Here is a 17779-nt window from a genome sequence, read left to right as displayed (position 1 = left end):
CCTTATTCAAACCTGCGCGATCCACTTGCGATGGGTATGGATCGACATCAAAACCCCAAACGCTGACAGCAGCGTCACCAGCGAAGTTCCTCCGTAGCTAATGAACGGCAACGGCACCCCCACCACCGGCAACAAGCCGCTGACCATACCGATGTTTACGAAAACATATACAAAAAACGTCATGGTCAGGGCGCCCGCCAGCAACTTGCCGAACAGCGTCTGGGCCTGCGCGGTAATCACCAGCCCGCGCCCGATCAACAGCAGGTAGATCAGCAGCAGTGCGCAGATACCGACCAGACCGAACTCTTCCCCCAGGACCGCAATGATGAAGTCGGTGTGGCTTTCCGGGAGGAAATCCAGGTGCGACTGGGTGCCCAGCAGCCAGCCTTTGCCGAACACGCCGCCGGAGCCAATGGCTGCCTTGGACTGGATGATGTTCCAGCCGGTGCCCAACGGATCGCTTTCCGGGTCGAGGAACGTCAGGATCCGCTGCTTCTGGTAGTCGTGCATGATGAAGAACCACATGGCGATGGCCACGGGCACGGCAGCGGCGAGCACACTGAGAATCCAGCGCCAGCGCAGGCCACCCATGAACAGCACGAACGCGCCACCGGCCAGGATCAGCAGCGAAGTGCCGAGGTCCGGCTGGCGCACGATCAAAATGAACGGCACACCAATCAGCATCAGGCTGATGCCCACATGCTTGAGCTGTGGAGGCAAGGTGCGCTTGGACAGGTACCAGGCAATGGTCGCCGGCATCAGGATCTTCATGAACTCCGATGGCTGGAAGCGGACCACACCGGGGATGTTGATCCAGCGCGTGGCGCCCATGGCGTTGTGGCCCATCACGTCCACCACCACCAGCAACAACACGCCGACCACATAGCCAACCGGCACCCAGCGCGCCATGAAGCGCGGCTCGAACTGGGCGATGACGATCATCGACACCAGACCGATGCCGAATGAAGTGGCCTGCTTGGCCAGCAGGTCCCAGCTTTTGCCACTGGCGGAATAGAGGACGAACAGGCTGCCGGCGGCCAGCGTCAACAGCAGGATCAGCAACACGCCATCAATATGCATTCGCTGCAACAGCGTCGCGCGACGCCGCATCACATCCTCGCTGGAGAGCATGCGATCAAAGTTATTCATCATGGGCGGTAGCCTCCGCACTGATAGGGTTGGCGTACTCGGCCTTGAGGTGGCCGTCCTGGTCCAGCAACCAGGCGTCCATGACTTGACGAACCACTGGCGCGGCGACGCCGGAGCCGGATTCACCGTTCTCGACCATCACCGACACCACGATCTTCGGATCATCGGCGGGTGCAAAACCCACGAACAAGGCGTGGTCGCGATGGCGTTCCTGAACCTTGGAACGGTCGTATTTCTCGCCCTGCTTGATCGCGACCACCTGGGCCGTACCACTTTTGCCGGCGATCCGGTATTGCGCACCGATTGAAGCCTTGCGTGCCGTACCCCGGGCGCCATGCATTACCTGCTGCATGCCGTGGTTGACCTTGGTCCAGTCAGACGGGTCGCGCAGGATGATGTCCGGCATCGGGTTCTGATCCACCGGTTTCTCGCCTTCGATGGTCTTGGCCAGGTGCGGGCGGTTCCAGATGCCCTTGTTGGCCACCAGGGCCGTGGCCTGGGCCAACTGCAACGGTGTCGATTGCATGTAGCCCTGGCCGATCCCGAGAATCAGCGTTTCACCCGGGAACCACGCCTGACGACGCGTCGCGCGCTTCCATTCCCGGGTCGGCATCAACCCCGGCGATTCTTCGAACATGTCCAGGGAGACCTTCTGGCCGATGCCGAACTTGCTCATGTACGCCGACAACCGATCGATCCCCAGCTTGTGGGCCAGATCATAGAAATAGGTGTCGTTGGAACGCATGATCGCCGTATCGAGATCCACGAAGCCGTCACCGGTACGGTTCCAGTTGCGGTACTTGTGGTCATAGTTGGGCAGCATGTAGTAGCCCGGGTCGAACACCCGGGACGAGGCCGTCACCACCCCTGCGTCCAGGCCGGCAATCGCCACGGCCGGCTTGATCGTCGAACCTGGCGGATACAAACCGCGCAGCACACGGTTGAACAGCGGTCGGTCGATGGAGTCGCGCAGCTCGGAATAAGCCTTGAAGCTGATGCCGGTGACAAACAGGTTCGGGTCGAAACTCGGCTGGCTGACCATCGCCAGCACCTCGCCGGTTTTCGGGTCCAGCGCCACCACGGCACCGCGTCGACCGCCAAGCGCGGCTTCGGCGGCTTCCTGCAACTTGATGTCCAGGCTCAGGACGATGTCCTTGCCGGGAATCGGATCGGTACGCTTGAGCACGCGCAGAACGCGGCCCCGGGCGTTGGTCTCGACTTCCTCGTATCCCACCTGGCCGTGCAACTCCGGCTCGTAGAACCGTTCGATGCCGGTTTTGCCGATGTGGTGGGTGCCGCTGTAGTTGACCGGATCAAGGGACTTCAACTCTTTCTCGTTGATCCGCCCCATGTAGCCCACCGAGTGCGCGAAATGCGCGCCCTGCGGGTAGTGGCGAACCAATTGCGCCACCACTTCTACCCCGGGCAGCCGGAACTGGTTCACGGCGATCCGTGCGATCTGTTCCTCGGTCAGCTCGAACAGGATCGGCACCGGTTCGAACGGCCGGCGCCCCTGGCGCATGCGCTTCTCGAAGATCACCCGATCCTCGGGCGTCAGCTCCAGCACCTCGACGATCACGTCCAGCACCTGTTGCCAGTCGCCGGAGCGTTCGCGGGTCATGCTCAGGCTGAAGCTCGGCCGGTTATCGGCAATCACCACGCCATTTCGGTCGAAAATCAGCCCGCGCGTCGGCGGAATCGGCTGCACATGGACGCGGTTGTTTTCCGACAGGGTCGAGTGGTACTCGTACTGGATCACCTGCAGAAAATACAGGCGCGCAATGAGCACACAAATAAGCGCCACCACGGCAATTGCCCCGAACACGACGCGGCCACGCACCAGACGGGCGTCTTTTTCGTGGTCCTTGATGCGGATCGGTTGAGACATGAGGGCAGGATTACTTGTGGTAAGGGTGGCCGGACAGCACGGTCCAGGCACGATACAGCTGTTCGCCGATCAAAATGCGCACCAACGGGTGCGGCAATGTCAGCGGCGAGAGCGACCAGCGCTGATCGGCACGCGCACAGACTTCCGGCGCCAGCCCTTCGGGGCCGCCGACCATGAAATTGACCGTGCGCGAATCCAGGCGCCAGCGATCGAGCTCGACCGCCAGTTGCTCGGTACTCCAGGGCTTGCCGTGGACTTCGAGGGTGACAACGCGCTCGTTCGGCCCGACCTTGGCCAGCATGGCTTCGCCTTCCTGACGGATGAAGCGCGCCACGTCGGCGTTCTTGCCACGGGTATTGAGCGGTATTTCCACCAGTTCCAGCGCCAGCTCGGACGGAAGACGCTTGGCATATTCATGCCAGCCTTCTTCCACCCACTTGGGCATGCGTGAACCGACGGCGATCAGTCGCAGTCGCACAGCCGTTCCTTATTCCTGGTCTTTGTTGAGCTTGTTGAAATGCTCGTGACCAACTTCAGGGCTGTGGTGTTTGCCATCGGCGGCACGGCTCTGCTCGGCACCTTTCCACAGGCGCTCCAGGTCGTAGAACTGACGGGCGTTGGAAGTCATCATGTGGACGATCACATCGTCCATGTCCAGCAACACCCAGTCGCTGTCGCCCTTGCCTTCTTCACCCAACGGCTTGATGCCCAGGGCCTTTACCGCTTCGCGGACCTTATCGAGCATCGCGCCGATCTGGCGGTTGGACGTACCCGTGGCGATGATCATGTAGTCAGTGATGCTTTGTTTCTCACGGACATCAATCACCAGCACGTCCTGGGCCTTGACGTCTTCCAGGGCCGCTACGGCGATCTTGACCAGCTCGTCACCTTTCGGAGGTTCGGCGGCGAGAACTTTTTCCGGCAGCGGGGCACTCTTGAACGTGCCTTTGCGCTTAACTTTGCTTACGTCGTTGTTCGTCATATAAAACTCGTTTTGCTCGTATGTTCGGGCGCTTCAATACACGTTGTTGCCACGTGCCTTGAGGCACTCCTCTTCAGTTCGACGCACGGTAAAGTCCGTGCGCATCGATGTAGGCCAGGACCGCGTCGGGCACCAGGAAACGTACCGACTTACCGCTGGCCAGCAGTTGACGGATCTGGGTGGCGGATACCGCGAGCGGTGTCTGCCAGACGAATGCAATCTGTCCGCTCGGCCCTTTGAGGGCCAGCGGGTCGCTTACCGAGCGCGCTGCCAGCAGGTTGCGCAAGGCATCCGGCGGTTCGCTGTCGGCGTCCGGGCGCTGTAGCACCAGGATATGGCAATGCTGGAGCAACTCTTCCCAGCGGTGCCAAGTGGGCAGGCCGCAAAATGCGTCCCAGCCCAAAAGCAGAAAAACCTGGTCTTCAGCGGCCAGCTCGGCACGCATCAGCTCCAGGGTATCGATGGTGTAGGACGGTTTGTCCCGCTGCAATTCGCGGGCGTCCACCACCAACGGTGCCACACCGGCCACCGCGCACTCGACCATCGCCAGACGGTCATTCGCCGACACTTGCGGCGTATCCCGATGGGGTGGCCTGGCACTGGGCACCAGGCGCAGCTCATCGAGCGCCAGCGATTCGGCGACTTCCAGCGCACCGCGCAGATGGCCGACGTGCACCGGGTCGAAAGTCCCGCCCAGTATGCCGATGCGCCTGGATCGAGGCGCGCTGGCGGTCATCGGGGCTGACGGGCCGAGGTCGCCCAAGTCAGACCGGCTCCTGTCCGCGCAACTGGCCATCACCGACCACAACGTACTTCTCGCAGGTCAGACCTTCGAGACCCACGGGGCCGCGGGCGTGCAGCTTATCAGTAGAAATGCCGATCTCGGCACCCAATCCGTATTCGAAGCCATCGGCGAAGCACGTCGGGGTGTTGATCATCACCGACGAGGAGTCGACTTCAGCCACGAAACGCCGGGTGTCGCCCTGGTGTTCGCTGACAATCGAATCAGTGTGGTGGGAGCCGTAATGATTGATGTGCTCGATGGCCTGCTCCAGCCCGTCGACCACGCGGATCGACAGGATCGGCGCGAGGTATTCGGTGCTCCAGTCTTCTTCGGTGGCCGGTAGCGCATCGATGATCGCCCGGGTGCGTTCGCAGCCGCGCAGCTCGACGCCTTTTTCGCGGAACTGGGCCGCCATCGACGGCAGGAAATCTTTGGCAACGATTTGATCGACCAGCAGCGTCTCCATGGCACCGCAGATGCCATAGCGATAGGTCTTGGCGTTGAACGCAATGCGCCGGGCTTTCGGCAGGTCAGCGTGGGCACTGACGTAGACGTGGCAGATGCCGTCCAGGTGCTTGATCACCGGCACGCGGGCATCGCGGCTGACCCGTTCGATCAGGCCGCGGCCACCACGGGGCACAATGACATCGACGTATTCGGGCATGCTGATCAGCGCGCCCACGGCGGCACGATCAGTGGTCTCGACCACTTGCACCACCGCAGCCGGCAGATCGGCTTCGGCCAGGCCGCGCTGGATGCAGGCGGCGATGGCACGGTTGGAATGAATGGCTTCGGAGCCGCCGCGCAGGATGGTCGCGTTGCCGGACTTCAGGCACAGGCTGGCGGCGTCGATGGTCACGTTCGGCCGCGACTCGTAAATGATGCCGATCACGCCCAGCGGCACGCGCATCTTGCCGACCTGGATCCCCGACGGCCGATAGCTCATGTCGCGGATCGCGCCGACCGGATCCGGCAATGCCGCCACCTGGCGCAGACCGACGATCATGCCGTCGATACGGGCCGGCGTCAGCGCCAGACGTTCGAGCAATGCCGGTTCCAGGCCATTGGCGCGACCAGCCGCCAGATCCAGCTCATTGGCAGCCGTCAGCTCGGCGCGGGCAGCGTCCAGCGCGTTGGCGGCGGCCTGCAGCGCGCGATTCTTCTGCGCAGTGCTGGCACGGCCGATGACGCGGGAAGCCTCGCGGGCAGCGCGACCCAGGCGGGTCATGTAGTCAAGAACGGACTCAGTCATGGTCTGGCGTGGTCTTTGATAAGGTCTTGGTAAAGAGTAAAGCGGCAGATTATAGCTGTCGCGTCTCCCGACTAACAGCGGTGACGGGCGGATGGTCGAAATGGAGGGCGATTTGCCGACGTTCAGCCGGGATTAAGCTGCAAATTGTTATCATCACGACTCAATCAGCCCTGATAAACGCCGTTCATCATGTCCAACCTGACTGTTCAAGCGCCCGCCGCGAGTTTGCCCAAGGGCCTGCCGGACGCTTTTTTCGACCGGGACGCGCAAACCCTGGCCCGGGACTTACTGGGTAAAGTCATTCGTCATCGGGTCGGGGACTTGTGGCTCAGCGCTCGAATCATCGAGACCGAAGCTTATTACTGCGTAGAAAAAGGCAGCCACGCCTCCCTTGGCTACACAGAAAAACGTAAGGCTTTGTTTCTGGATGGCGGGCACATCTATATGTACTACGCCCGAGGCGGTGACTCCCTGAACTTCAGCGCGCACGGTCCGGGCAATGCGGTACTGATCAAATCCGCCTACCCCTGGGTCGACGAACTGAGCGGGTCGGCGAGCCTGGCGCAAATGCTGTTGAATAACCCGGACAGCCAGGGCCGCCCTCGCCCTTCGCAAAAACTCTGCGCCGGGCAAACCTTGCTGTGCAAATCCCTGGGTTTGAAGGTGCCCGTCTGGGACGCCAAGCGCTTCGATCATGAGGTGCTGCTGGTGGAAGATGTCGGCCAGATGCCCGCCCATGTCATCCAGACCACGCGCCTGGGCATTCCCCATGGGCGTGACGAACACCTGATGTACCGGTTTGTCGACGCATCGTATGCGGCCTATTGCACACGGAACCCGTTGCGACGGGGGCAAGTCGAAGGTCGCGATTACTTTGTGCTGTGAACACAATCCCCTGTAGGAGCTGCCGCAGGCTGCGATCTTTTAAAGGCAAAAGATCGCAGCCTGCGGCAGCTCCTACAGTCAAATGAAGAAAGATGGAGTTGTCTTTATGGGCCCATGGCTCGATAGCGTGACCGGCTGGTTGACGGCCAACCCGCAATGGCTGGCCGCCGCGGTGTTCATCGTGGCGTTCGTCGAATGCCTGGCCATTGCCGGGCTGATCGTCCCCGGCACAGTGCTGCTGTTCGCCGTGGCGGTATTGGCCGGCAGCGGCGCGCTGTCGCTGAGTGAGACCCTGATGCTGGGTTTCCTCGCCGGCGTGCTCGGCGATGTGGTGTCGTATTTCCTCGGCCGGCATTTCCATCAGAACATCCGGCGCCTGCCGGGTCTGCGCCACCACCCGGAGTGGATCGCCGGTGCCGAGGCGTACTTCCAGCGCTATGGCATCGCCAGCCTGTTGGTGGGTCGCTTCATCGGCCCCTTGCGCCCCATGCTGCCGATGGTCGCGGGGATGTTCGACATGCCGTTCCCGCGCTTCTTCGCCGTCAGCCTGCTGGCCGGTGCGGGATGGTCGGTGGCCTACCTGCTACCGGGCTGGGCGACCGGTGCAGCGATTCGCCTGCCATTGCCCGAAGGCTTCTGGCCGCAGGCCGGGGTCGTCGCCGGCAGCATTGCGGTCATGGTCGGACTGAGCGCGACCAGCAGCCTGCGCAAGCATCGCAAGGCCACGATATTCATCACCGGCATGAGTTTTCTGATCCTGGCGGCACTGTTTATTGGCTTTTCGCACCTGAGCGCCCTCGATCAAGGCGTCATGACCCTGGTGCAGGAACATCGCAGCCCGATGCTCGATGAAGTGGCCGTGGTGTTCACGCTGATCGGTGAGTTCCGCAACATGCTGATGATGAGTGCCTTGCTGGTGGCGCTGCTGCTGATCACCCGGCAGTGGCGCCAGGCGATCTTCGCGTGCAGCACGCTGTTGTTCACCGCATTGGGTAACACCGCGACCAAACACTTTTTCGCCCGCATGCGCCCGGAAGTCTTGAGCGACCCGCTGACCAGCTACAGCATGCCCAGCGGCCATGCATCGGGCGCCTTCGCGCTGTTCCTGACCCTGGCCGTGCTGGCGGGGCGCGGACAACCGCCACGGATGCGCCTGACCTGGTTGCTGGTGGGCTGTCTGCCGGCACTGGCGATTGCACTGTCGCGGGTATATCTCGGTGCGCACTGGCCAACGGATGTACTGGCAGGCGCGATGCTGGCGGCCTGTGTCTGCGCGGCGAGCCTGGGGTTGATTCAGTACCGGACTTCGCTCACCGCCATGCCGTCCAAGGTCTGGTGGCTGGTGCTGCCCTCGCTGGTGGCGCTGTTCGGGTTCTTCGTGCTGCGGCATTTGCCGCATACGATGTTGCGTTACGCGTATTGAAGACCAAAAGATCGCAGCCTTCGGCAGCGCCCACAAGGCTGCGATCTTTCAGGCAAACAACTCACCCTGCAACTCGTCCAGCAACGCCTGGATCGCATCCAGCCGTTGCTGTGGATCATCGAGCTGCAACAGGTCGATCTTGTCCAGTTCGGCGAACGGCAACAGGTACGCCAACTGATTGGCCAGCGACTGTTGCCCGGTCGCTTCGGTGCCCATGTTCAGCGCTTCGACCATCGGGTGTTCGGCCAGGGCTTTGAGCAAGGCCACCAGGTCGGCGTCTTCATCCTGCAGCGGTTGCTCCGGTTCCTCTTCCAGCCACTCGACCTCGGCGAGGATCAACTGGTCGCGCTGCACGTCGGTACGTAACACGTGGAAGCGCCGACCGCCCTGCACACGAATCCCCAGCAGGCCATTGTCCTGTTGTTTGAAATCGGTGATCAGCGCCTCGCACCCGACCAGTGCATAACCTGCCGGTGCAATGCCCACTTCCTCACCGTCAAGAATGCACACCACGCCGAAGCCGCCGCCCTGCTTCATGCAGCGGCCGATCATGTCCAGGTAGCGCGCCTCGAAAATCTGCAAATCGAGGGTGCAACCTGGAAACAGCACCGTGTTCAGCGGAAAAAGCGGCAGACTCATAGACATTTCCTTAAACCACCATCGACACCGCCAACGGCAGCAACACCGCCGTGGCCACGCCCATCAAACTCATCGCCAGCGCCGCGAAGGCGCCGCACTCTTCATTTTCCTGCATCGCCACCGCGGTGCCGACCGCATGGGCCGTCATGCCCAACGCCATGCCGCGCGCCTCGGGGCTGTGGACGCCAAGCCGACTCAACAGGCTCGGACCGAAGATCGCGCCAATCACTCCCGTGATCAACACAAACACCGCCGCCAGTGCCGCGACACCGCCAATCTGCTCGGCCACCAGCATGGCAATCGGCGACGTCACCGACTTCGGCGCCATGGTCATCAGGATCATGTGTTCGGCGCCGAACCACCAGCCCAGCAGCACGCCCATGCCCGTGGCGACCACACCGCCTATCACCAGCGTAGTAAATATCGGCCAGAACAACTGCCGAATGCGCCGCAGGTTGAGATACAGCGGCACGGCCAGCGCCACCGTGGCCGGGCCGAGCAGGATGCTGAGGATCTCGGTGCTCTTGCGGTACTCGGCGTACGTCAGCCCGCAGCCCACCAGCACACCGATCACCAGCAACATGGAGACCAGCACCGGCTGCAAAAAGATCCAGCGGGTTTTCTCGAAAGCCGCCAGCACCAGCTGATAGGCACCCAGGGTAATGCCGATGCCAAACAACGGATGATGGATAACCGAGGTCCAGGCGCCGTGCCAGTCAAGGGTCATTGGCTGTCCTCGCCAGGGTGCGCGTGACGCTTGATCAGGCGCTGCATCAGCACGCCCGCGAAGGCCATGGACAACAACAGCGACAGGACCAGCGCGCCGACAATGGCCCAGAAGTCCGCCGCGATGTCCTTGGCATAAACCATCACACCCACGGCCGGCGGCACCAGCAGCAACGGCAGGTAGCGCAGCAGGCTGCTGGCAGCCTGGTTCAGCGGCTCACCGACCTGACCGCGGCTGATCAGAAACACCAGCAACAACAGCAGGCCCACAATCGGCCCCGGCAGCACCGGTAAAAACAAGTGATTGATCGCGGTGCCGAGCAATTGGAACAGCACCAGCCAGGTCAAACCTCGTAACAACATCTTTAATCTCCCGCGAAAACCGTCACCCGCAATGGCGGGTGAGCATTATAAGCATGCTGGCGCTATAGACCGGCATTCGCCAAAAGCATGGTCAGTTGACCGCAGCGTTTTGCCATGTTGATCTAAAGTAGTAAGCCGGGAGGTCAAATCCCCCCAACCTCAAAACTATAAAACCGATGAACCCAAGGAGAGTCTCAATGCCCTATGTTCCAGTTGCAGAGCTCAATGATTATGTCGGCAAGGAACTTGGACGTTCCGAATGGCTCACGATCGATCAGGAGCGCATCAACCTGTTCGCCGAAGCCACAGGGGACTTTCAGTTCATCCATGTCGATCCGGTCAAGGCCGCGCAAACGCCTTTTGGCAGCACCATTGCCCACGGATTCCTGTCGCTGTCGCTGATCCCGAAATTGATGGAAGACATCCTCGTCGTCCCCCAGGGACTGAAGATGGTGGTCAATTACGGCCTGGACAGCGTGCGGTTCATTCAGCCGGTCAAGGTCAATTCAAGGGTGCGCCTCAAGGTCGACCTCACTGAAGTCACCGAGAAGAAACCTGGCCAATGGCTGCTCAAGGCCACCACCACCCTGGAAATCGAGGGCTCGGACAAACCGGCGTATATCGCCGAACCCCTGTCGCTCTGCTTCGTGTAACTCCTCCTGGATGCGAAGCAGCTCATGCTGTTTCGCGCTCCCGCGTTTCTACCGGCTGTATAAGGACACATAGCTGCGGCATACTCGGTCGCCTAATTGCCCGGAACCCGCTATGCGCCCACTTGCACTCCTTGCCTTGACCCTCTTGCTCACCGCTTGCGGCGACGGCGAATCACCGCTGCCTCCCGACGCCCGCCTGCCGGACGGCGGACGTTATCGCGGAGATCTGGTCAATGGCTTGTTGCAAGGCCAGGGCCGCATCGATTACCCGAACGGCAGCTGGTACGCCGGCGATTTCGACAAGGGCCAATGGCATGGCCAGGGCGAATGGCACGGCAGCAACGGCGAGGTCTACCGGGGTCAATTCAGTCAAGGCCTGTTCGACGGCCAGGGCAGCCTGACCACCAGTGGCGGCAGCTACAACGGCGGCTTCAAGCTCGGCCGGCGCGACGGTGAAGGCACCCTCAAAGAAAACGGCATGACTTACCGTGGTGAATTCAAGGCCGATCAGTATTCAGGGCTGGGTCGCCTGGAACTCGAAGACGGCAGCGCGTACCAGGGCCAGTTCGCCCATGGCAAACCCAACGGCGAAGGCCAGCGCGGCGATGGCAGCGGCAATCAGTTCACCGGCCGTTTCGTCGACGGGCAACTGGAGGGCAACGGGACATTCAACAGCGCTGACGGCGACATCTACGTCGGCGGCTTCAAGAACAATCAACTGCACGGCAAGGGTCGCTACGAAAACGCGGATGGCGATGTCTGGCTGGGTCAATTCAAGGAAGGCTCGCTCAATGGCAAGGGCGAACTGATCGGCGCCGACGGCAGCCACTACATCGGTCACTTCAACGACTGGCGCTTCAGCGGCCAAGGTCGCTTGAACCTGGCCGACGGGAGCTTCTACACCGGCCAGTTCGACAGCGACGCCTATTCCGGACGCGGCACCCTGGTGCTGACGGACGGCTCAGTGCTCAGCGGCACCTGGATCAACGGCCAACGCGTGCGTGACGCCGATGGCAAGTTGCTGCCCGACACCCTTGAACTCGGCCTGCTGGCCCAGGGCCGCCTGCTCGAACAGGCGCTGAGCAACGTGCCCGCCTCAACCCCGGCCATAGAGCTGTACACCCTGACCCTGGGCGGCGACGGCAAGCAGAGCGTGTTCCTGCGAGAGTCCGACTACGTCGCCAACATGCTCACCAGTCGCTTTGGCGCCTTTGGTCAGATCCGCCTGGTGAACCATCGCGATCACCTCGGCGACCGGCCAATGGCCACTCGGGAAAACCTGCGCCGCGCAGCCTTGACGCTGGCCGAACGCAGCGGCCCCGAAGATTTGATCTTCATCTACCTGACCAGCCACGGCACCAGTGAACACGAACTGGTGCTCGACCAGCCTCGCATGGAGCTGGCCGACCTGCCGGCCGACGAACTGGCCGCGGTGCTCGCGCCGCTGAAAAACCGCGACAAGGTCATCGTGATTTCGTCCTGCTACTCCGGCGGCTTCATTCCCGCCCTCAAGGACGAACGCACCCTGATCATGACCGCGTCACGGGCCGACCGCGTGTCCTTCGGTTGCTCGGAAGAAGCTAATTTCACCTACTTCGGCGACGCCCTGTTCGCCCAGGCCCTGAACCAGACCGATGACCTGGAACAAGCCTTCAAGCTGGCCAAGGCCACCGTCGCCGAGCGTGAGCTGGCCGACAGCTTCGAAGCCTCCGAACCACAGATCTGGGCCCCGAAAACCGTGCTATCGCACTGGCAGTTGCTGCGTAAACAGCAAGCACGAAAAGCCCTGCAAAGTGTCTCCATTGACAGCAAGGATGCAAAGACCAACTAAGCTGACAGTATCAAGGGAGAAACACTATGTACTTGACGCCTCAGCACGTATTGCTTGCCGGAGCCACCGGTTTGACCGGTGAACATCTACTCGACCGTCTGCTCAATGAGCCGACGATTTCAAGGGTATTGGCGCCTTCACGCCGACCATTGGCCAAGCACCCTCACCTTGAAAACCCGGTGGGTGACCCGGCGGTGTTTCTGCCGCAATTGAACGGTCGCGTCGACATCGCCTACTGCTGCCTGGGCACCACCATCAAGCAAGCCGGCTCGGAACAGGCGTTTCGCGCGGTGGACCTGGACATGGTGGTGGCTTTCGCCAAACGTGCGCGGGAGATGGGCGCACGACACCTGATCGTGATCAGCGCGCTGGGGGCTGATCGCCGATCTTCGATTTTCTACAACAAAGTCAAAGGCGAGATGGAGCACGCATTGCGGGCTCAGGACTGGCCACAGCTGACCATCTGCCGACCTTCACTCTTGCTGGGCGAGCGACTCGAACGACGGGCGGCCGAGCAATTCGTCGGGCCGTTGTCCCGCTTGATCCCTGGCAAATACCGCGGGATCGAAGCCTGCCAACTGGCCCGCGCGATGTGGCGCCTGGCGCTGGAAGAGCAGGATGGGGTGCGGATTGTCGAGTCGGATGAGCTGAGGAAGCTGGGCAAATAATCTGCGGTGCCTGTACGTCTGCCTTCGCGAGCAAGCCCGCTCCCACAGTTGACTGAATCGCCTGGATGAGCGCTATCGAATGTGGGAGCGGGCTTGCTCGCGAAGGGAGCGCGACCGATTCAAGACCGAACGCTACAACCCGCCCGTCGCCTGAAAATTCACCCCCAACACCGTCAACAACGACAACGGCAACAGCAGCGTGTCGAGCAGCGCACTGGCCGGCAGGTCAACCCCCGGATAGCTCGGCGCCTCGGCGCCGAAACGGTCCTTGGCACAACACCCGCCATTCATCGCATACAGATCCAGCCGCGTGCCTGCGTACACCACCGGCGCGCCCGGCTTGGCGGCATCCAGCGTGCGCGCCGTGGCACAACCGGCCAATTGCAACGCCAGCAGAATCAGCAGCAGCTTATTCATCGCTGGTCAGATGGTGTTCGCCCCAACGCGGCAGCATGTCCTGGGGAATGTTCAGCAGGTTGAGAATCCGCGCCACCACGAAATCAATCAGGTCATCGATGGTTTGCGGCTGATGATAGAAGCCCGGCGATGCCGGCAGGATCGTCACGCCCATGTTCGACAGCTTGAGCATATGCTCCAGGTGAATGCTCGAATACGGCGCTTCACGCGGCACCAGAATGAGTTGGCGGCGCTCTTTGAGCGTCACGTCGGCGGCACGCTCGATCAGGTTGTTACAGGCCCCGGTCGCGATGGCAGACAGCGTGCCGGTGGAACACGGCACCACCACCATCGCCGCCGGCGCGCCGGAGCCCGAGGCCACCGGCGACATCCAGTCTTCCTTGCCGTACACGCGAATCTGCCCGGCGGCAGCGCCCGTGTATTCGGTCAGGAAGGCCTGCATCATTTGCGGCTTGGCCGGCAGCGTGACGTCGGTTTCGGTGGCCATCACCAACTGTGCGGCCTTGGAAATCAGGAAGTGCACTTCGCGGTCATCCCGCACCAGGCAGTCGAGCAGGCGCAAACCGTACTGGGCGCCGGAAGCGCCGGTCATTGCCAGCGTGATGCGGTCCGGACCGTTGTTCATTTGAGCGCCTCGGCGAGTTTGCCGTGCAGGCCGCCGAAACCGCCGTTGCTCATGATCACCACGTGGGTACCGGGCTGGGCCTGGCTCTTCACGCGATCGATGATGCCCTCCAGCGAATCGCTGACAATCGACGGCACCGTGCACAGCGCCGCGGTGGCCGCCAGGTCCCAGCCCAGGTTGGCCGGCGCGTACCAGATCACCTGGTCGGCATCGACCACGCTTTCCGGCAAACCGTCGCGGTGCGCGCCGAGCTTCATGGAGTTGGAGCGCGGCTCGATGATCGCGATCAACGGCGCATCGCCAATACGCTTGCGCAAGCCGTCGAGGGTGGTGGCGATGGCGGTCGGGTGGTGAGCGAAATCGTCGTAGATGGTGATGCCTCGCACCTCCGCAACCTTCTCCATCCGACGCTTCACGCTTTTGAATGCGCTCAGTGCCGCAATGCCCATGGACGGCACCACACCCACGTGGCGCGCAGCCGCCAGGGTAGCCAGGGCGTTGGCAACGTTATGCTGGCCGGTCATGTCCCAATCCACCACGCCCTGGGCCACGCCTTCAAACATCACTTCGAATCTCGAACCGTCTTCGCTGAGCAGCTTGACCTGCCACTGGCCGCCAGCCCCGGTGGTTTGCACCGGCGTCCAGCAGCCCATCTCGATCACTCGCTGCAAGGCCGGTTCGGTGGTCGGGTGAATCACCAGGCCTTCGCTTGGGATGGTTCGTACCAGATGGTGAAATTGCCGCTCGATGGCCGGCAGGTCAGGGAAGATGTCAGCGTGATCGAATTCCAGGTTGTTCAGGATCGCCGTGCGCGGGCGGTAGTGAACGAACTTGGAGCGCTTGTCGAAAAAGGCGCTGTCGTATTCATCGGCTTCGATCACAAAAAACGGTGTGCCACCCAGACGCGCCGACACCGAGAAATTCTGCGGCACGCCGCCAATCAGGAAGCCCGGGCTCATGCCCGCGTGCTCCAGCACCCAGGCGAGCATGCTGCTGGTGGTGGTTTTACCGTGGGTGCCCGCGACCGCCAGCACCCAGCGACCTTGCAGGACGTGATCGGCCAGCCACTGCGGGCCGGAAACATAAGGAAGGCCTTTGTTCAGCACATATTCCACCGCCGGGTTGCCCCGCGACATGGCATTGCCGATCACCACCAGGTCGGGAGCCGGGTCGAGTTGCGCCGGGTCGTAACCCTGGGTCAGCTCAATGCCCTGGGCCTCGAGCTGAGTGCTCATGGGCGGGTAGACATTGGCATCGGAGCCCGTCACGTGATGGCCCAGCTCTTTGGCCAGAACCGCCATCGAGCCCATGAAAGTGCCGCAGATACCAAGAATATGAATGTGCATAGTCGACCTCGTAAAACATGGCCGCAGGTTAGCGTAGGGAGGGGAAAATCGCACCTTGTGTTTCAGGCTTCAGGACACCTTCGCGGGCAAGCCCGCTCCCACATCGGACCTTGCGCGAACACAAGATTCATGAACATCGCCAATCTACTGTGGGAGCGGGCTTGCTCGCGAATGGCCTCAACTCGGTTTAACGGACTATCGCGTGTTTACGAAGCTTGCGATAAAGGGTATTGCGACTAACCCCAAGCTGTTCCGCCGTATGCGTCATATGCCAGCGCGTCTGCTCCAGCGCATTCAACAATGCCAGCCGTTCGGCATCATCCAGCGGCCGTTCCGAAGGTTCTTCAGCCGACTGAGCCACCACCGGCCGGGCCTGCCGAATCATCGCCGGCAAATCCTCCAGACCAATGCGCCCCTCATCACACAACGCCGCCAGCGTGCGCAACACATTGCGCAACTGCCGAACGTTGCCCGGCCAGGCGAACCCCAGCATTGCCGCCCGCGCCGGTCCATCGATCAACACCTCGTCTGAACCCGCCTCTTCGGCCAGCAGAAAGTCGAGCAACTGCGACTTGTCACTGCGATCGCGCAATGCCGGCAGTGCCACCTCCAGCCCATTGAGCCGGTAATACAAATCTTCGCGAAAACTGCCGTCCTGCACCCGTTCCAGCAGATTGCGGTGGGTGGCACTGATGATCCGCACGTTGATCGCCTGTGGTTCACCGCCGATCGGCACCACCTGGCGATCTTCGAGCACCCGCAGCAGCCGCGTCTGCAAGGCCAGGGGCATGTCGCCGATTTCATCGAGGAACAAGGTGCCGCCATCGGCCTGCTGCAACTTGCCACGCATGCCTTCCTTGCGCGCCCCGGTGAAACTGCCGCCGCGATAGCCGAACAACTCGCTCTCGATCAGGCTTTCGGGGATGGCTGCGCAGTTGAGGGCGACGAAGGCCTTTTCGGCCCGCTGGCTGGCGTGATGGACGGCTTTGGCAAAGGCTTCCTTGCCCGACCCGGTTTCGCCATTGATCAGCAACGGCACATCCCGTTCGTACACGCGCAACGCCTTGCGGAAATCTGCCTGCAACGCGACGTCGCCCAGGCAAATGCCGGACAACTGCGCACGCTCTTCAATGACAGGGCTGGGGACCAATGGCACCGGCATGCGGCGCGGCTGCCCGCGCAACACGGCGAACAGCCGTCGCCCGTCGCGGGTACGCAGCGGCCAGCTGGCGCTGGCCTCCTGGCTGGCGCGGCCGAGCAATTCATCCAGCGCACAGTCGAAAAACGCCTCCACCGGTTGACCCAGCAAGCCACCTCGGGCATGCCCCAGCAGGTTCAATGCACTTTGGTTGACCGCGCAAATCCGCCCTTCCCCGTCGAACGCCAGCAAGCCTTCGCTGAACAGCCCCACGGACTCGGCTTGCAGGTGAAATCGCAGCAGCCATTGGTTGTCGAAATAACGCAGGAAATAACAGCTCTCGATCATCTTCGCCGACAGATTGACCAGGGCCATGGTGTGAAACTGACTCTGGCGCGACACGTCGTGTCGCGCCGATGACACGTCGAGCACCGCCAGCAACTCGCCATGCGGGTCGAACACCGGGCTTGCCGAGCACGTCAGGCCAGTGTGGCGGCCGCGAAAATGTTCATCCTGATGAATGGTCAACGCCTGCTTCTCCACCAGGCAGGTGCCGATGCCATTAGTGCCTTCGCAGGCCTCGCTCCAGTCGGCACCGAGCCAGAGCCCGGCTCGCTCGAAAATCTTCCGCTCGGCGGGTGCGGTCACGCAGTTGAGAATCACGCCACGCGCATCGGTCAACAGCACCGCATGCCCGGCGCCGGAGAGTTGCTGATGGAGGCTGGTCATTTCGTTGCCGGCAATGTGCAGCACATGCTGCAGGCGTTCGCGGCTTTCGAGCACGCGCCCGTGTTCCAGCACCGTCGGCGCCATGGTCAGGGCCGGGTCGAGGTGATAGTCCTCAAGGCAACGCAGCCAGGAACGGGCGATGGACGGATCGCTACCGGGCCCGTGCAGGTGGGTTTTACCCTGGGTCACGGTCAACACTTGCTGGGCATGGCGACTCAAATGGTTGTCGTGCATTTCTTATTGTTCTCCCCGTGCGGTTATCCACCGCCCCTATAGGAGCT

18 protein-coding genes are annotated in these 17779 nt (G+C 61.9%); 5 read left to right on the top strand and 13 right to left on the bottom strand.

Features of this window, described 5'->3' with window-relative positions:
- Positions 1–6: 6 nt before the first annotated feature.
- From rodA to F8N66_RS28650, 6 genes are all read right to left on the bottom strand, one after another.
- Complete coding sequence (gene rodA / locus F8N66_RS28675; protein WP_191623068.1) at positions 7–1110, bottom strand: rod shape-determining protein RodA; 1104 nt, start codon at positions 1108–1110, stop codon at positions 7–9.
- A 31-nt stretch (positions 1111–1141) separates the two neighbouring features.
- A complete protein-coding gene (gene mrdA / locus F8N66_RS28670) occupies positions 1142–3037 on the bottom strand; it encodes a penicillin-binding protein 2 (RefSeq protein ID WP_150773295.1) in 1896 nt (631 codons plus the stop codon).
- Between the two features lie 10 nt (positions 3038–3047).
- A complete protein-coding gene (rlmH, locus tag F8N66_RS28665) occupies positions 3048–3515 on the bottom strand; it encodes a 23S rRNA (pseudouridine(1915)-N(3))-methyltransferase RlmH (protein ID WP_007937439.1) in 468 nt (155 codons plus the stop codon).
- 9 nt (positions 3516–3524) lie between these two features.
- Entirely contained in the window at positions 3525–4019 is a 495-nt protein-coding gene (gene rsfS, locus F8N66_RS28660; RefSeq protein ID WP_150773294.1) for a ribosome silencing factor, read from the bottom strand.
- A 73-nt stretch (positions 4020–4092) separates the two neighbouring features.
- The gene (nadD, locus tag F8N66_RS28655; RefSeq protein ID WP_191623067.1) at positions 4093–4755 is read right to left on the bottom strand and encodes a nicotinate-nucleotide adenylyltransferase; all 663 of its coding nucleotides are present in this window, start codon (positions 4753–4755) and stop codon (positions 4093–4095) included.
- A 28-nt stretch (positions 4756–4783) separates the two neighbouring features.
- The gene (locus F8N66_RS28650) at positions 4784–6055 is read right to left on the bottom strand and encodes a glutamate-5-semialdehyde dehydrogenase (protein ID WP_150773292.1); all 1272 of its coding nucleotides are present in this window, start codon (positions 6053–6055) and stop codon (positions 4784–4786) included.
- A gap of 189 nt (positions 6056–6244) precedes the next feature.
- Between F8N66_RS28650 and F8N66_RS28645 the strand changes: the two genes are divergently transcribed.
- Together F8N66_RS28645 and F8N66_RS28640 are read left to right on the top strand one after the other, a co-directional pair.
- Positions 6245–6940, top strand: a complete 696-nt coding sequence (locus F8N66_RS28645; RefSeq protein ID WP_150773291.1) for a DNA-3-methyladenine glycosylase — start codon at positions 6245–6247, stop codon at positions 6938–6940.
- 106 nt (positions 6941–7046) lie between these two features.
- Positions 7047–8363 (top strand): bifunctional DedA family/phosphatase PAP2 family protein, encoded by a 1317-nt coding sequence (locus tag F8N66_RS28640; protein WP_150773290.1) that lies wholly within the window; start codon positions 7047–7049, stop codon positions 8361–8363.
- Positions 8364–8411: 48 nt separating this feature from the next.
- Here F8N66_RS28640 and F8N66_RS28635 read toward each other — a convergent pair whose 3' ends face one another.
- From F8N66_RS28635 to F8N66_RS28625, 3 genes are read right to left on the bottom strand one after another with little or no spacing between them, the layout of a single operon-like run.
- Positions 8412–9002: an LON peptidase substrate-binding domain-containing protein gene (locus tag F8N66_RS28635; protein ID WP_150773289.1), complete on the bottom strand. Its 591-nt coding sequence runs from the start codon at positions 9000–9002 to the stop codon at positions 8412–8414.
- Positions 9003–9012: 10 nt separating this feature from the next.
- A complete protein-coding gene (locus F8N66_RS28630) occupies positions 9013–9729 on the bottom strand; it encodes an LrgB family protein (protein WP_150773288.1) in 717 nt (238 codons plus the stop codon).
- Positions 9726–10091 carry a CidA/LrgA family protein gene (locus F8N66_RS28625; protein ID WP_150773287.1) on the bottom strand — a complete coding sequence of 122 codons (366 nt, stop codon included), beginning with the start codon at positions 10089–10091 and terminating at the stop codon, positions 9726–9728. Before F8N66_RS28625 ends, F8N66_RS28630 begins: the two co-directional genes overlap by 4 nt.
- A gap of 197 nt (positions 10092–10288) precedes the next feature.
- Between F8N66_RS28625 and F8N66_RS28620 the strand changes: the two genes are divergently transcribed.
- From F8N66_RS28620 to F8N66_RS28610, 3 genes are all read left to right on the top strand, one after another.
- A complete protein-coding gene (locus tag F8N66_RS28620; RefSeq protein WP_150773286.1) occupies positions 10289–10744 on the top strand; it encodes a MaoC family dehydratase in 456 nt (151 codons plus the stop codon).
- A 112-nt stretch (positions 10745–10856) separates the two neighbouring features.
- Positions 10857–12575, top strand: coding sequence for a C13 family peptidase (locus tag F8N66_RS28615; protein WP_150773285.1), 1719 nt, complete (start codon positions 10857–10859; stop codon positions 12573–12575).
- 26 nt (positions 12576–12601) lie between these two features.
- Positions 12602–13243, top strand: a complete 642-nt coding sequence (locus F8N66_RS28610) for an oxidoreductase (RefSeq protein ID WP_150773284.1) — start codon at positions 12602–12604, stop codon at positions 13241–13243.
- A gap of 132 nt (positions 13244–13375) precedes the next feature.
- Here the strand turns inward: F8N66_RS28610 and F8N66_RS28605 are convergent, their stop codons facing one another.
- From F8N66_RS28605 to F8N66_RS28590, 4 genes are all read right to left on the bottom strand, one after another.
- Positions 13376–13660: a YceK/YidQ family lipoprotein gene (locus tag F8N66_RS28605; RefSeq protein WP_150773283.1), complete on the bottom strand. Its 285-nt coding sequence runs from the start codon at positions 13658–13660 to the stop codon at positions 13376–13378.
- On the bottom strand, positions 13653–14285 hold the full coding sequence (gene ubiX / locus F8N66_RS28600) for a flavin prenyltransferase UbiX (protein WP_150773282.1): 633 nt from the start codon (positions 14283–14285) through the stop codon (positions 13653–13655). Before ubiX ends, F8N66_RS28605 begins: the two co-directional genes overlap by 8 nt.
- Entirely contained in the window at positions 14282–15631 is a 1350-nt protein-coding gene (gene mpl / locus F8N66_RS28595) for a UDP-N-acetylmuramate:L-alanyl-gamma-D-glutamyl-meso-diaminopimelate ligase (protein WP_150773281.1), read from the bottom strand. Before mpl ends, ubiX begins: the two co-directional genes overlap by 4 nt.
- A 187-nt stretch (positions 15632–15818) precedes the next feature.
- Positions 15819–17732, bottom strand: coding sequence for a sigma-54-dependent Fis family transcriptional regulator (locus tag F8N66_RS28590; RefSeq protein ID WP_150773280.1), 1914 nt, complete (start codon positions 17730–17732; stop codon positions 15819–15821).
- Between the last annotated feature and the right edge of the window lie 47 nt (positions 17733–17779).

The organism is Pseudomonas fluorescens, from assembly GCF_902498195.1.
GTDB classification, from domain to species: domain Bacteria; phylum Pseudomonadota; class Gammaproteobacteria; order Pseudomonadales; family Pseudomonadaceae; genus Aquipseudomonas; species Aquipseudomonas fluorescens_BU.
This window is presented reverse-complemented; position numbering and strand designations above follow the sequence as displayed.